We start from the raw sequence: 14,910 nt of genomic DNA, 5'->3' as shown, positions 1-14,910 counted from the left end.
GCTTAGTAGTCCTCCTGGTACCAGTAGTTGCCGTACGGTGGACGCAGCGTCTCGTCAATATCACAAATGCCGCCCGAGCAATCTACCGTGCCGGGGTGGTTGACTGACGTCGGTGGTGCACCTGGCGGCAGGAGAATACGGATTGATCCGTCTTCCGAGAAGTGTAGTGAAGGTGTATCAGGGATAATCGCGCCCAGGATAACGGTGCTGCGATCACCGTCGTATAGGTCAACGATGTACATCTGACCGGTACCTGCCTGAGGCTCACAGATATTGATGTCGCTTACCAGGTTCGACGGTGTGTAGGTGCTCGCATACACAGTGCCATTGATGGTCAGCGTTTTGGCCAGGCTCTTTTCACCAGCGCCATTGAGGTTCATCATCCACCCGTTCTTGCTCTCCAGTGCGGCGGCGGCTGTATTGCGAGTAGATTCATCATCGGAGTTCAGCGCATTGGAGGTAATATCGTAAAGTTTGCCTTCGTTCAGCGGCATTTTGCAGCGGAAGTCGGCGGGCGCTGGATCAGCGCCACATGCGGCCACCGCGGGGCGTGTGGTCGAGTAGACAGCGGTGCCCTCGTCTCGCAACACGTACAGACGATTCTGTACATCCGTGGCGACGGGGTTGGTCCTGTCGCCGGAGCCGATAATCACCGCATCAATGGCTACGCCATCCTCGCGGATTCGCACAACATCGGGGGCGTTGAAGAAACGCCTGTCGTTGGCATTGTTGATGCCGCGCAGCGCTGCCAGCAGATTTATCTGCCAGTAGGTGTTGCTGGCATCGGGTAATTCATTGCCCGCGAGGTCGACGCGCCAGATGTTGCCGCCGGTGTCACCGAAGTAAATGCGATCGGTCAGGCCGTCGGCATTGCTGTCAAAGGCGGTCACGTCACCCGGTACTGAATGGACCAGGCCAGTTTCCTGCAAATTGGTCGCGCTGGTGGCTGCCGGGGTGATGCTGTATACCAGCGCGCCGGTGGCAGCATCGACGATAAAGATGCCGCGACCTTCGGAGTCTGAAGTGCCCAGACCAGTGTTGTCCTTGTTGATCGCGTAACCCGCGCCAAAGATCAGCACTGGTTTGGAGTTACCTGCATCGTCAACGTATCCCGGGATTTTAGTGACGGTGGGTTCCGACCAGGTTTGTCCCATCTCCGAGTAACCGCTGATATCAGAACCGATTCGCCACATAAAGTCCGGTGAATCAGGGGTAGTGATATCCAGTGCGTAGTAGGCTTTGCCGCCGCGGCGCATGCCAAGGAAGACCCAGGCCTTGTCGCCGTCAGCCGCTTTGATGGAGCCGTCGCCGTTGGCGTCGTAGGTATAGGAGACGGGAGTAAGGTCCATGCCGTAAATGTTGTCGTTGGACAACTGGTCGCGACGGCGCTCTGGGAGAATACTGGCTAACTCTTTGGGGAAGAAAGCCCAGTCTTCCTGACCGTCGCCATTGCCGAACATGTGCACAAATCCATTGTTTGTGCCGGAGATAATGCGCATATCCGGGTTGTCGGCACTGAAGTTAGCGGTGCGTGCGCCATAGTTCACAACCAGAGGCTGGCTGTGCAGAATGTCGCCCAGTATCCAGTTCCGTACCGTCGTTGTGGGGTCGTCGTCCTTATCGTAGGTATCGTAACCACGGGCCCAGTTCAGCTGCCTTTCAAATGCATCGCTGGTCGCTGCCCCGAAAAGCGCCCAGAGCGCAGTCGTGCTTTCCACACCCATGCTGGTGGCAGTAATGTTGGTTGAATTAAATGCCTGTAATTCGCCGCCGTCGCCGGTATTTATGTAGATAGAGCGGGTTGCGGGGTCTCGCGCAGCGAGCAGACCACCGACACCGCCTTTGTTGACCTTGCCGCCGTCGCCGCCGGGACTCCAGAACGTCGTGGCAGTATCCAGAATGTCACCAGAGGTCGAGTCCAGCGCAGGAGTGGTGCCATCCGCCTGCACGATGACTGCATCGTCGCCGTCAATCTTGACCTTGAGTTTCTTGATATTGCCGATCCAGTCCACAGTCGCCCCGGGTTCAAACATCGCGTAAAACACTTCGTTGCGGCTCCGGGTTCGAGTGAAGGTATCTACCGCCACGGCAGGTGATGTAAATGTGGTTTCGCGTGACAGAATACCTACCAGCGCACCCTGGAAGGCGTTGGCGAGTTCCTCGGCACTTTCCGCCGTATAATAGTCGCCTTTACCTTTCTCGGCAGTATCCTGCAGTAGCTGCTGCTCGGTTGCAAAGCCAATGGTATAGGTAATGCCGTATTGGTCGCCGTTGGTGGAATCACCGTCGAGGTCGTTATTCGCCATGTATTCGGCGAGTTCAGGCATGCAGCTTTCCTTGTTCCCCTGGCCAGCGAATGGATAGCTGCTGCACGAGGAAGCGCCGGTCAATGCCTTGATATACGAATTGGCCGAGATATCATTCTGAGGCGCTCCATCTGTCATGAGAATGACATAAGTGTAGGCACAATTGGTACTGGGTTGTACGTAAGTGCCCCCGGATTCTGCGGAGGAATCTTTGGGGGCATTGTCTGAGGTGGCATAGTTGCTGGTAGGAGCTCTGCTGTTGCCCCATAGCACAGCCTCGCCGGCTATATATCGGTAGGCCTCATAGAAGGATTCACACAGCGGGGTACTTCCCGAAGCCTGAATACCCTCAACCAACGTGACAAGGTTTTCGCGCTGGGTCTCTGTCATATCAGTGTTAATGCGCTGAATGATTCGACCTCCGTTATAGACATTCTCGTCGCCTATTGAACTATAGGCGTTGCGATTGAACTCCATGAGTCCAAAATCGATGCTGGTATTTGTTTCGATCATGGTGCCAATCACATCCTGGGCGATCTCCAGGCGTGAGCGGGTGATGATCAGACTGTCGTCATTCAGGTAATCAATATAATGAGAGGTGAAAAACGTCAGTGCTTCGTCGCCCCAGTCGACATTGTTGTCGATCGCGTCGCCATATTCACTGCCATTTGGGACATTGTCCTGTGGGTAGCCGTCGGCTTGCCCGGTGCCGTTCGCCGGGTTTGCGTCGACGACATCATTGCGACACTCGACGTGACTTGTGGTGCGCGAAGATGAACTGGTGCTCAGGTCCTCCCAGGAACCCGGCACGACAGTGTCTTCATCACAGACCTGCACTTGAGGGCCTGACCAGGTCCAGGTTTCTTCATAAACCGGGCCAGTAGTCACCCGTTCGTAGCAATCGTCTCTGGTGCCATCGCTGTAGTGTGGTTCGCCGGTAATCAATCGCGTAAGTCCAGATGAACAGTTGTTGCTGCTGTCGGGCTCGCGATAGACATAACCTGTGACACCGGGACCAGTGTCTTCCCATGCATAGCATGCGTCGTTGTTTGAACCCGGAGGGTCCACATAGATCATGCCATTTGGACACCAATTGTTATTGCCGTCATTTCGCTGTCTGACCAATGCCTGTACGGGGTCTGTGCTTGTTGTAAGCGTATAGCAGCCGGCGTTATTGGGGCCTGGGGGGTTGCGGTAGGTTGTGCCTTCCGGGCACTGGTAGGTGCACTGTCCTTCTTCAATAGAGGAGTCGACCCAGCGCAGGGCGCGCTCTGGTGTAAACCGGCCGAAGCTATCCAGTGAACTATATGATGCATCACAGCGGTTGGCGCTGGCGGAAAAATACTGATTACTGGTAGGTGCAGGCGCAGAAACTTCGCCATTGGCATCCCGTGTTGCCCAGTAAATCCGCCCATCCGGTGCACCGCCATCATAAGAGGCAGTAGGGTCATACGGTGGCCGCTCACCTGTTACCTGTGTGCCCATACTTCCAGAGTCATCAAAGACAATAAGAACCTTCGGACGCGCCCCGGAGGCGGCATCAAATTCTGATTTGTAAATCTCAGTGTCATCGGCACTGGTGCCTAGACTGGCTGCCAGGAAGGTCAACGCTGCGCCTCGGGCGAATTGCCCGAGGGTGGAGATATTACGGTTAATCATCGAGGTATCCTCCGATGCCTTTGAATAGCTGCAAAGAGTTTTGTCGAGTTGTGTTCATGGAAGTATCAGCCACCGCCGATCACGGTTTTAACGACACCCAGCTCCACCTGGGTGCGTGCACGGCCTTCCTGCTCGTGCTCCGAACGAATCTGGTAGTAATCGCAATCGAAGACGCCAATACTGCTGCCGCCGGTGGTGGAGGGTGGGCGTGGGCAGGTGCGATCCATTCCCATCAGGGAAATTTCGACTTCGACATTGCTCGTTGTCGGATCATTGGGATCGTCGGCGATATTGCGCAGTGGATGCGTCGTGGTCAGGCCCGCAAAGGGGTCCGTGACGGATGAGCGTCGATCAAACGGCTCTGTGGCGGCGCCGGAGCCTGCAAGTGCCAACGTGCCATAGATGCCTGCTTCCGCGGCCTGGAATGAGCGATAAGAGTCCTGCATGTTGGAAGACATCTTCAAGCCTAGGGCACTGTTGTTCGCGGCGGTGATGGCGATAATGGTCACGACTAGCAGAAACAGCAGCGCAATAGCTAGGGCGATACCCGATTGTGATCGATGGGGGGAGGTCTTCATGTGCCTGCTCCGCGAAGAATAATTCTGGGGTTACGCAGGGTGATATCTGCGTGCAGTAGTACCCGTCGGAACGTATCGTCAGGCGTGATCACGCGATCACCCAGGGTGTAGGTCTTGTCGTTGGTGTAATCGTAGTCATCGTTTTCGGCGCGCAGCAGAATATAGGCCTGCATGGAAGTAGCCTGGTCCCAGCCTGAAGCGCCCACATTGTTGGGATCATCCGCGGCCATGGTGTCCGCAGTACCGTCTATACCTGTGTTGAAGCTGAACAGAAAACGCATGTTCTCAACTCCCTGGACCAGATCCTGGGGAGGTTCATTCATTGCCATCTCCGAACCATTCCAGGTCAAGACCTTACGGCTCAGCGTTGTGTTGGGGGTCGCAGGGTTGTTGCGTACATAATATATTTCGACATTGTATGGCCAGGCATTGGCCATAGCGTAGGCCGAACCAACGGCGATATCTGGCATGGTATCCGCGCCATCTACCAAGATGCCGTTTTCGTTGTTGGTGACGAGGTAGGTGGTTTCGCTATCTATGTCTGCAATCGGGAATGTATTCCCGCTGGCGTCATTGGGGTCTGCGGCGATCGGATCTGGAATCACGTTTTTGATGACGAGTACGTCGCTGCCGGGCAGCGCGTCGGTGATACAGCCGAACACGGTGGCGCTGGTTGCGGTGGTTGCCACCAGCGATTGCTCGGTATCGTAGGCAGCTGCGGGGCCAGTGCAGTCACCGGTAACGTCGGTTAACGAGCCGTCTTCGGTAATATCTTCGAAGTAAGCACCGCCGAAGAAGCCGACATGCTTAGCGGAATAGCTGATCATTTGCAGGGCAAACTGGCCATTCTCTGAAATGCCCGCTACCTGGTCACCCTCGGTGAGTGATTGTTTCGAAGCGAGATAGACTGAGGCGGCGCCGGCAATCACTATAAGGCCGAGCAACATCGCTACCATGAACTCGATCAGTGAAAAGCCCTGTTGTTGGCGGTTGCTCATCACATATCGCCCTCATCAAAGATAAAGCTGCTAATCACTACCTGGCGGCGGTAGGGCTTATCGTCGCTATTCCAGTCGGTACCGCAGATGGTGTCATCGGTAGCTCCGTCAAAGGTCTCACTGAGACCGCGCCACTGAATAATGACGTCGATAGTGCCCGTATTGGTCATACCGGTGTTTGTGGTGACGTTAACGCAGGCAGAGACATCGCGCAGTAAGGCGGTGCTGACGGGATTGCCATTCGGGTCGGGAACGGTCACGGAAGAACCTGCGAGCAAATTCTCCCATTCATTCAAGTCGTACTTGGCCATGTCCACAGCAGAACAACTGACTGTGCTGCAATCTGTGCCAATGGCAGTCGGAGCTGCACCGTTCATGGGGTTGTGGGCAGTGTACTCAGCGACTCCCTCCGGATTGCGCCGAATACGCTCCAGCAAGTCATCTGCCAGCGACACCGCTCGGGTCCGCTGCACGGTGTCGTGCTGAGCTACCTTGGAAATGCCGAGCAGGCTGACAATGCCCAGAATGCCAATCGCGAGAATAACCGCCGCGATCAGCGCTTCGATCAGCGTCATGCCGCGCTGACGTAGGACAGAGTTCAGATCAGGTGCAGGTGACATCAATGCCTCCATGGTCGTTCACTGTGCCGCTGGCATTGGTGTCGGTGGCAGAGCGCACCGAACCTACCGCGTTGAGGATGAGGGCGCGGGCACCATCAGCACCGCGCTCGTCACAGAATTCGAAGGTGCCTTCGTAATCAAGCGCAGTGCCGCGCGGGTTGAAAATTACTGCCTGCTCCGAATTGCTGTACAGAATATTCATGGCGCGTTCGCGGGGCTCCCATTGGATTCGTTCTTCGTTGGGATCATTGGGATCAGGCGCTGTATTGGCGTCCATGTCCACGAAGCTCATATAGCCGCCCCCCCAGTCACCGGTGGCGAGGCAATTGGTTCCGTCATTGGTCGGGCATACAACCACCCTGGCGCGACGCGCCATGGCCTCTGAGCGGGCGTTGCTCAGTGTGGCCCGCAATGCGTAGACATCAGTCACCATCTGATTGTTGCGGATCAGATCTAGCAGTCCCGGCACGGCGAGCAACAGCGTCGCTGCTAGCACTGCCAGTACGATCATGAGCTCGACTAGGGTAAAGCCGCGTTGTTGTCTTCTTGTTCTGAGCAATTCGCACTCCAAAAGTACTCCCCCCGACGCGTAGTTTAGAAACTCGCCTAAGACAAGCAATATGCTTATTGATAAACGGTAAGAAACCGCGATAAGCGGTGGGAATCAAAGGAAAAATGTGATTTTAATCACTTTTTTTGGTGGGGTAGCGGAGTTCGGCGACAAACCTTCCGGCGGCGTGGCTGGCGACCAGGGTGGCGCTGGCGCCGAACATGGCCTTCAGGCGCAGCTCCACATTGGCCAGGCCCACCTGATTTCCCTCAGAGGCCGGTGCTTTAATGGGGGTAGGGTTCTCAATGCGGGCGTGAAGACAGTGGTTCTCCCACCAGATGCGGATGGCTATTTCGCCACCCGCGGGAATCGCTGCCACGCCGTGGTAAACCGCGTTTTCCACAAGCGGTTGCAGCAGCAGTGATGGCATGGCAACCGGGAGACAGTCAGGTTGTATTTCCCGGGTTACCTCCAGTCTGCCTCCTAGACGGAGTTTTTCAATCGCCAGATAAAGATCGACCAGATGCAGCTCGTCTGCCACGGTCGTGGGATTGTTGCTGTCCTTGAGGCTGGCTCGAAATAGCTCGGCCAGGTCCTCCACAGCCTGTTCGGCCCGCTCCGGGCGGGTTTCGATGAGGCTGGCAATGCTGTTTAGTGTATTGAATAGGAAATGCGGGTGGATTCTGGCGCGCAGCGAGTCCAGGCGGGCCTGCAACTCGGCGCGTTGTTGGATCTGTAATTGCTGTTGCAGGGAGAAGTACCGCAACACTATACCGCCTAGCACGTTGGCGATGACCACGTTGCGCACAATCCAGCTGACCTGCCGGGGCACCTCTGTCAGCGGCGCCAGCAGGGTCTGGCCGAGATAGCTGCTCAACGCAGTGACCAGACTGATGATGATCAGGCACAGGATGGTGGCTATGGGGAGCGAGAAGCCGGAGAGGGGTTCACGCAGCCAGCACAGCAAGGCACCGCTAAGCAGTACAATCCACTGCGCCAGCATTGAACCGCCGGCCAGCAGGGGCCAGTCGAAGCCCCGCAGGCTGCTGCTCGCCAGTACATGGACCATCACAATGAGCTCGGTGAGCAGTACCATAAACAGCACCGCATGGGGGCTGCACAGATTGGGAATAAAGAGTGCGCCGCCCTCGCTGGCGTCACTGCCAGTGGGGTCTGTTTGCGAGGGCAGGCCTGCGGACATGCCAATTCCTTCGTTCGAGGGTTTGGCATCATCATGACCGGGCTTGCTCCAGTCGTCCAGTGCGGTTCAAAACGTGCGCTGGGTCACGTTTTTTGACCGAGGGTTGGCGGGTGCTTGTGCTACAGTTTGAGGTGTATTCACTGACTCTCTCAGCGACAGATAAACGGCCATGACAGAACGACGCAAAAGCGACCAGGAAGAGAAGAGCTTTTTTCGCTCAGATCGCTTTTTCGAGCACAATGGACAGTGGTTTTTCGCGACCCGCGAGGGTACGACGGAGGGGCCTTTTGGCGACCGAATACAGGCTCAGGCTCGCCTTGAGGCCTATATCAAAGTCGCTAACTCAGGGATTCTCGGCGATGGTACCACGGACGACCACGCGGCGACGCCAGGGCACAGTGACTGGTCGCTGAAGCCCAAGTAAACCCTACTCGGGGTTCGCGACTCTCGCTTTGACTTCACTCAAATGGCGGCGGCTGATAATCGGTTTGTCGTCCATGCCACCCAGTACCACGCACCAGCTGCCTTCATCGCTTTTTTCCAGGCGTTGAATATGGGCAGTTGCTACCAGTGTATTGCGGTGGACGCGTAAAAATCGGTCACCGTAAATCTCTTCAAGATCCCGCAGGCTATGTTGAAGCACCAGCTGTGAAGCGGGTGTGTGCGCGGTTACGTATTTGTGCTCCGCGACGAAACAGCGAATATCTTTGAGTGGCAGGGTGGCGACACCCCGGTGGGTCTGGCTGGAAATCAGCTCGATATCGCCGCTGCCAAGGCTATTCAGCTCCGCCAGTTGCAGGCGGTTGACCTTGCCTGCGGNTAGCAGCGCTTTTTCCAGGTCGGCCTCGCGCACCGGTTTCAGCAGGTAGGCCACGGCCTGCTGCTGGAAGGCCTGTAGTGCGTATTCGTCATAGGCGGTGCAGAACACGATAGCTGGCGGGGCTTCCAGTTCTGCCAGTGCCGCAGCAACCTCGATACCGCCCAGTCCGGGCATGCGAATGTCGAGCAAAATCAGTTCGGGCAAGTGTTGCCTGGCTAGTTGCAGTGCGGCCTCCCCGTCACTGGCCTCCAGGCAGTCTGCGTCGGGGCGCAGGCGCGCCACTAGTCTCAGTAACCGCTCGCGCGCCAGGGGCTCGTCGTCGACGACCAAAATTTTCATGGCTTCAGGCGGCCTTTTTGCCCCGTTTGGGTTTGAGCATGGGGGCGAGAAACTGGCCGGTGAAGGAGCCCTTGGTCTTGGCGACCTCTTCGGGCGTACCAGTGGCGATGATCTGGCCGCCGCCGGAGCCACCCTCGGGGCCGAGGTCGATAATCCAGTCGGCGGTTTTAATCACGTCAAGGTTGTGTTCAATGATGACCATGGTGTTGCCGTGGTCACGCAGGCGGTGAAGCACCTCCAGCAATTGCTTGATGTCCTCGAAGTGCAGGCCGGTAGTGGGTTCATCAAGAATATACAGGGTTTTGCCTGTGTCGCGCTTGGAGAGCTCGCGGGATAGCTTGACTCGCTGGGCTTCCCCGCCAGAAAGCGTGGTCGCAGCCTGGCCCAGGCGAATATAGGACAGGCCAACATCCATTAGTGTCTGTAGCTTGCGGTTGATGGCGGGCACGGCTTCAAAAAACTCCAGCGCGTCTTCCACGGTCATCTCGAGCACTTCGTTGATGTTCTTGCCCTTGTAGCGGATTTCCAGGGTCTCACGGTTGTAGCGTTTCCCCTTGCACACGTCGCAGGGTACATAGATGTCCGGCAGGAAGTGCATCTCCACCTTGGTCACGCCGTCGCCCTGACAGGCCTCGCAGCGTCCACCTTTCACGTTGAAACTGAAACGTCCCGGCTTGTAGCCGCGTGAGCGCGCTTCCTGGGTGCCGGCGAACAGCTCGCGCACGGGCGTGAAAATGCCGGTATACGTGGCCGGGTTGGAGCGCGGTGTGCGGCCGATCGGGCTCTGGTCGATGTCGATACATTTATCGATATGGTCCATGCCCTCGATACTGTTGTAGGCCGCCGGGGTAAGGGTCGTGGCGCCGTTGAGCTCGGTGGCCGCCAGTGGGTAGAGCGTGCTGTTAATCAGCGTGGATTTCCCTGAACCTGAGACGCCGGTGACACAGGTGAGCAATCCCACCGGCACCTCCAGAGTGACGTCCTGCAGGTTGTTGCCGCGCGCACCGGACAGGACCAGTTGTTTCTTCGGGTCTGCTTCGGTCCGCTTTTTCGGTACCTCAATTTTGCGTCGCCCGGAGAGGTAGTCACCGGTGAGGGACGCTTTATTGGCCACAATGGCTTTCATCGGGCCTTCCGCGACTACCTGCCCACCGTGCACACCGGCGCCGGGGCCAATATCGATAATGTGGTCGGCGGTGCGAATCGCGTCCTCATCGTGCTCGACCACCAGCACGGTGTTGCCGAGGTCACGCAGGTGCGTCAGGGTGTTGAGCAGGCGTTCGTTGTCGCGCTGGTGTAGGCCAATAGAGGGTTCGTCGAGGATATACATGACGCCGACAAGCCCGGCGCCAATCTGTGACGCCAGACGGATACGCTGGGCTTCGCCGCCTGACAGCGTCTCTGCGCTACGGTTCAGGGTCAGGTAGTTGAGGCCTACGTCGACCAAGAAGCGATATCGGGCGCGCAACTCCTTTAGAATCTTGTCGGCAATTTCGCCTTCGCGACCCTCCAGTTCCAGTGCATTGAAGTAGTCCTCAGCTTCACCCACAGACATATCGGTAATGGCCGGCAAATTTCGCTCATCCACGAATACGTGGCGGGCATCCTCGCGTAGGCGCGTGCCGCCACAGTCGGGGCAGGGGGCTGTGGTCAGGAACTTGGCCAGGTCCTCGCGCACAGAGTTCGAATCGGTGTCGCGATAGCGCCGCTCCATGTTGGGGATAATGCCCTCGAAGGGATGGGTGCGCTTGAACACGTCGCCGCGATCGTTCACATAAGCGAAGGCGATCTCAGTCTTGCCCGACCCGTGCAGGATTACCTGGCGATGTTTCTTGCTCAGTGATTCAAATGGCGCATCGATGTCAAATCCGTAGTGCTCAGCCAGCGACGTGAGCATGTGGAAGTAGTAGACGTTACGCCGGTCCCAGCCGCGAATTGCGCCCTCGGCGAGGCTCGCCTCGGGGTGCAGGACAATACGCTCGGGGTCGAAGTACTGTTTGACACCCAGGCCGTCACAGCTCGGGCAGGCCCCTGCTGGGTTGTTGAATGAGAACAGGCGTGGTTCCAACTCGTCGATGCTATGGCCACAGGTGGGGCAGGCAAAGCGAGCCGAAAAGGCGATATCGTCGCCTTCGCCGTCCATCCACGAGACGGAGGCCAGGCCGTCAGTGAGGCCGAGTGCGGTCTCGAAGGACTCGGCCAGGCGCAGGCCTAGGTCAGCACGGACCTTGAATCGGTCTACCACCACCTCAATGCGGTGCTTCTTATTCTTCTCCAGCTCTGGCACGTCGTCCAGGTCGGTGACGATGCCGTCGATGCGCGCGCGCACAAAGCCCGATGCGCGAAGTTCCTCAAACACGTGCAGATGCTCACCCTTGCGGTCGCGGACAACGGGCGCCAGCAGCATCAGTTTACTGCCCTCTGGCAGTGCCAGCACGCTGTCCACCATTTGGCTCACCGTCTGCGCCTGCAGGCTGAGCCCGTGCTCAGGGCAGCGGGGCTCTCCCACCCGTGCAAACAGCAGACGCAGGTAATCATAGATCTCGGTGATGGTGCCCACGGTGGACCTTGGGTTGTGCGAGGTCGACTTCTGCTCGATCGAAATCGCTGGCGACAGACCTTCGATGTGGTCCATGTCGGGCTTTTCCATCATTGACAGGAACTGCCTGGCATAGGTGGACAGGCTTTCCACGTAACGTCGCTGCCCTTCCGCGTACAGGGTATCGAAGGCCAGTGATGACTTGCCCGAGCCAGACAGACCCGTAATCACCACTAGCTTGTCGCGGGGGATGTCCAGATCGATGTTCTTAAGGTTGTGCGTGCGTGCGCCGCGAACGTGAATAGTGTCCATGTCTGGGCCTTGATACCGCTGTGAAACCGAAACGGATCAGTGTACTGCTACCGGTACTGGGCATGCAAAGAGTAGTTGGGAACTGTTATCATTGAGCTCTGTTTTTTGGCCACCAACCCATGATTACTGAACACCCCATGAGCCAACAGGAGCGGCGCACCGTCAGCTCCCTGGCGCTGCTTTACAGTTTCCGTATGCTCGGCCTCTTTATGGTCCTGCCACTGCTTGCGCTCTATGCCGAGGGGTTGGAGGGAGTATCGCCCACTGCCATTGGCCTGGCGCTGGGTATATATGGCTTGAGTCAGGCGCTGTTGCAGATCCCCTTGGGTTGGTTATCCGATCGCATCGGTCGCAAACCGGTGATTATCGGTGGCCTGCTGGTGTTTGCCCTCGGCAGCGGTCTGGCCGCGATGGCCGATGATATTTACGGCATTATCGCCGGGCGCGCGCTCCAGGGAGCCGGTGCCATTGCCAGCACTGTCATGGCTCTGGCCGCAGACCTGACCCGCAATGAGCAGCGCACCAAGGCTATGGCGGTGATAGGGATGAGTATTGGCATGTCGTTCGCGCTGGCGCTGATCCTGGGGCCTGTACTGGCCACGGCCGGTGGTTTGTCGCTGGTGTTCTGGTTCACCTCGGTACTGGCGCTTGGCGGTATCCTGATTGTGGTAGCACTGGTACCCACGCCGCCGCGGGGCATGCAGCACGATGAGGTTGGCCTGCGCGGCGCCTTGTTGGCACGCAGCCTGGCCAATACCCATCTGCTGCGTCTGAATTTTGGGGTGTTCTGCCTGCATTTTGTCTTGATGGCCTGCTTTCTGGTGGTGCCCCAGCTGCTCCGCGATGTGGCGGGNCTGGGGCGAGACAGTCATTGGCAGGTGTATCTACCGGCTCTCGTCCTGTCGCTGCTGGGTATGGTGCCATTGATGATACTCGCCGAGCGCAAGGGTAGGCTCCGCGAGGTCTTTCTGGTGGCAATTACGCTGGTGGTAGGCGCACTGGGCCTGATGGCGAGCACCCCGGCGCCGCTCGCGATCTACCTTGGCCTGTGGGTGTTTTTCATCGGCTTCAACTACCTCGAAGCCACGCTGCCATCTCTGGTGAGCAAGGCTGTATTCCCCGGCGGCAAGGGAACCGCGTTGGGCGTGTTCTCCACCTGCCAGTTTCTCGGTGCTTTTGCCGGTGGCGCGGCCGGTGGCTGGCTGCTGCAAACCGGTGGCCAGTCGGCCTTGTTTGCCGCCTGCGTGGCGCTGGGCGGGCTTTGGTGGATGCTGTCACTGCCCGGGTTCGCGAGCGTGAACCTGGCGGCTTCTGCGCCCGCGAGAGACTAGGCGCACGCCGCCTTTTGATGACAGGCGGCGGTCGCTTTCACGGCAGGGGATTGTTATAGTCCTGCGTTCGCAAAAATAATCTTTTTACCAGTATTGAGAGGAACCTCCATGGCGTCACGCGGAGTCAATAAAGTGATCATCGTCGGCAATCTGGGTAACGACCCGGAGACCCGCTTCTTCCCGGACGGTGGGGCAGTGACCAACGCCAGCATCGCCACCAGTGAGACCTGGAAGGATCGCCAGACCGGCGAACAGAAAGAGCGCACCGAGTGGCACCGGGTCGTGTTCCGCGATCGGGGCAACTATCGTCTGGGCCAAATTGCCGGTGAGTACCTGAAAAAGGGCTCCAAGGTGTATGTGGAGGGTTCTCTGCAAACCAGGAAATGGCAGGATCAGTCCGGCCAGGACCGTTACACCACCGAAATCGTCGTCAACGAAATGCAGATGCTCGACCCCCGCGGTGCTGGCGGTGGTCAACAGGGTGGTTACGGCGGTGACAGTGGCTTCAGCCAGGCACCGCAAGGACAATCCGGTGGCGCCGCGGCAGTGCCGCAGAGCGCGCCGGCTTCCGCGGCACAACCTGCCCCTCAGGATTTCGGCGATTTCGACGACGATATTCCGTTCTGACGAAACCGTGTTTCGCTCCCTTGAAAGGCCGCATTTAGCGGCCTTTTTGGGTTTTGGGGGCTCCCACCGGTACTTTTTCCAAATTTACCGGCCGCGACGCCCACTGGCCGGCAAATATGTTACCTTTCAGGCTTCCATACTCACGACAGTTGTTACATTTTGCGCGTTCTTCTTCTCGGTTCTGACAGCCCGCTGGGGCGTGCCCTCGGCGAATTTCTCGCTTACAAGGGGCGGCACGAGGTCACCAGTGTGACGTGGGCGGCATCGCGTTGGAAAAGTGAGCGCCAGGCCAAGAAGGCCATTCGCCGCGTTGACGCAGAATTGGTAGTGGATATTCGTATTGAAGCGGTGGCTGACAGTGGTCAGGAGATTGGCGATCTCGATCTGAAACGCAGTCACTGGGTGGCAAAGTGCTGTCAGCGTGATGGCGCCGCCCATTTGTTTGTGTCCAGTGCCCGGGTGTTCTCCGGGAAGCTCGACCGCATGTACAACGAAGACGATATTCCCGATAGCGAGGAGGGGGTGGGCCCGTTACTGGCTGCCGCTGAACAGGTCGTGCGAGAGAATTGTGACCGTCACCTTATTCTGCGGCTGGGGCCGGTCTTCGCCAGTGATGGACCCAACCTGGTGACGCAGATGCTGGGGGATATGCGCCGCGGCAAGCAGCTGGTGCTGGATAACAACCTGCGCGGTTGCCCGGTGTCTTCGGATGACGGCGCCCGGGTGGTCTCGGCGATTATCGACCAGCTCAGCAGGGGGGCTGAACTGTGGGGCTTTTTCCACTACTGCAGCTCCGAGACGGCGACCTACTACGAATTCGCCGAATCCGTGCTGGCCGCGGCTATGCAGTTTAGCGACGTCAGCCCTGAGCCGGTGGAACTGAAGCGATTGTCGGAAGATGCTCCCAGTCTCAACCGCTCTCTGGAGTGCAGCAAAATCCGCAATACCTTCGCGATCAAGCAGTTGCCCTGGCGCAATACGATCGGCGATATGGTCAAGCAATACTACGAACAGCAAGCATAAGGAGTTC

General features: G+C 57.8%; 12 protein-coding genes. 4 read left to right on the top strand and 8 right to left on the bottom strand.

Annotated elements, in window-relative coordinates; genetic code table 11:
• Positions 1 to 2: 2 nt before the first annotated feature.
• The 6 genes from A3709_RS13225 to A3709_RS13200 all read right to left on the bottom strand — a co-directional run bounded on the left by A3709_RS13225 (position 3) and on the right by A3709_RS13200 (position 7,912).
• Positions 3 to 3,965: a pilus assembly protein gene (locus A3709_RS13225; RefSeq protein ID WP_066055310.1), complete on the bottom strand. Its 3,963-nt coding sequence runs from the start codon at positions 3,963 to 3,965 to the stop codon at positions 3 to 5.
• Between the two features lie 65 nt (positions 3,966 to 4,030).
• Positions 4,031 to 4,543, bottom strand: coding sequence for a PilX N-terminal domain-containing pilus assembly protein (locus tag A3709_RS13220; RefSeq protein WP_066055308.1), 513 nt, complete (start codon positions 4,541 to 4,543; stop codon positions 4,031 to 4,033).
• Positions 4,540 to 5,541, bottom strand: a complete 1,002-nt coding sequence (locus A3709_RS13215; RefSeq protein WP_066055305.1) for a PilW family protein — start codon at positions 5,539 to 5,541, stop codon at positions 4,540 to 4,542. Before A3709_RS13215 ends, A3709_RS13220 begins: the two co-directional genes overlap by 4 nt.
• Complete coding sequence (gene pilV / locus A3709_RS13210) at positions 5,541 to 6,161, bottom strand: type IV pilus modification protein PilV (RefSeq protein ID WP_066055303.1); 621 nt, start codon at positions 6,159 to 6,161, stop codon at positions 5,541 to 5,543. The genes A3709_RS13215 and pilV overlap by 1 nt, the downstream gene beginning before the upstream one ends.
• Positions 6,145 to 6,720, bottom strand: a complete 576-nt coding sequence (locus tag A3709_RS13205; RefSeq protein WP_156507758.1) for a GspH/FimT family pseudopilin — start codon at positions 6,718 to 6,720, stop codon at positions 6,145 to 6,147. Before A3709_RS13205 ends, pilV begins: the two co-directional genes overlap by 17 nt.
• A 124-nt stretch (positions 6,721 to 6,844) precedes the next feature.
• Complete coding sequence (locus A3709_RS13200) at positions 6,845 to 7,912, bottom strand: sensor histidine kinase (protein ID WP_082850104.1); 1,068 nt, start codon at positions 7,910 to 7,912, stop codon at positions 6,845 to 6,847.
• 169 nt (positions 7,913 to 8,081) lie between these two features.
• Here A3709_RS13200 and A3709_RS13195 point away from each other — a divergent pair, with 169 nt between their 5' ends.
• Positions 8,082 to 8,336 carry a DUF6316 family protein gene (locus A3709_RS13195; protein WP_066055299.1) on the top strand — a complete coding sequence of 85 codons (255 nt, stop codon included), beginning with the start codon at positions 8,082 to 8,084 and terminating at the stop codon, positions 8,334 to 8,336.
• Between the two features lie 3 nt (positions 8,337 to 8,339).
• Here A3709_RS13195 and A3709_RS13190 read toward each other — a convergent pair whose 3' ends face one another.
• Both A3709_RS13190 and uvrA read right to left on the bottom strand, forming a co-directional pair.
• Positions 8,340 to 9,071, bottom strand: coding sequence for a LytTR family DNA-binding domain-containing protein (locus A3709_RS13190; RefSeq protein WP_066055296.1), 732 nt, complete (start codon positions 9,069 to 9,071; stop codon positions 8,340 to 8,342).
• 4 nt (positions 9,072 to 9,075) lie between these two features.
• Positions 9,076 to 11,922 carry an excinuclease ABC subunit UvrA gene (gene uvrA / locus A3709_RS13185; RefSeq protein WP_066055293.1) on the bottom strand — a complete coding sequence of 949 codons (2,847 nt, stop codon included), beginning with the start codon at positions 11,920 to 11,922 and terminating at the stop codon, positions 9,076 to 9,078.
• A gap of 119 nt (positions 11,923 to 12,041) precedes the next feature.
• Between uvrA and A3709_RS13180 the strand changes: the two genes are divergently transcribed.
• From A3709_RS13180 to A3709_RS13170, 3 genes are all read left to right on the top strand, one after another.
• Positions 12,042 to 13,253: an MFS transporter gene (locus tag A3709_RS13180; protein ID WP_156507757.1), complete on the top strand. Its 1,212-nt coding sequence runs from the start codon at positions 12,042 to 12,044 to the stop codon at positions 13,251 to 13,253.
• Between the two features lie 108 nt (positions 13,254 to 13,361).
• Complete coding sequence (ssb, locus tag A3709_RS13175) at positions 13,362 to 13,880, top strand: single-stranded DNA-binding protein (RefSeq protein ID WP_066055289.1); 519 nt, start codon at positions 13,362 to 13,364, stop codon at positions 13,878 to 13,880.
• Between the two features lie 159 nt (positions 13,881 to 14,039).
• On the top strand, positions 14,040 to 14,903 hold the full coding sequence (locus tag A3709_RS13170) for a sugar nucleotide-binding protein (RefSeq protein WP_066055287.1): 864 nt from the start codon (positions 14,040 to 14,042) through the stop codon (positions 14,901 to 14,903).
• The last annotated feature ends 7 nt before the right edge of the window (positions 14,904 to 14,910 follow it).

The organism is Halioglobus sp. HI00S01, from assembly GCF_001635445.1.
Taxonomy (GTDB): Bacteria; Pseudomonadota; Gammaproteobacteria; order Pseudomonadales; family Halieaceae; genus Halioglobus; species Halioglobus japonicus.
This window is presented reverse-complemented; position numbering and strand designations above follow the sequence as displayed.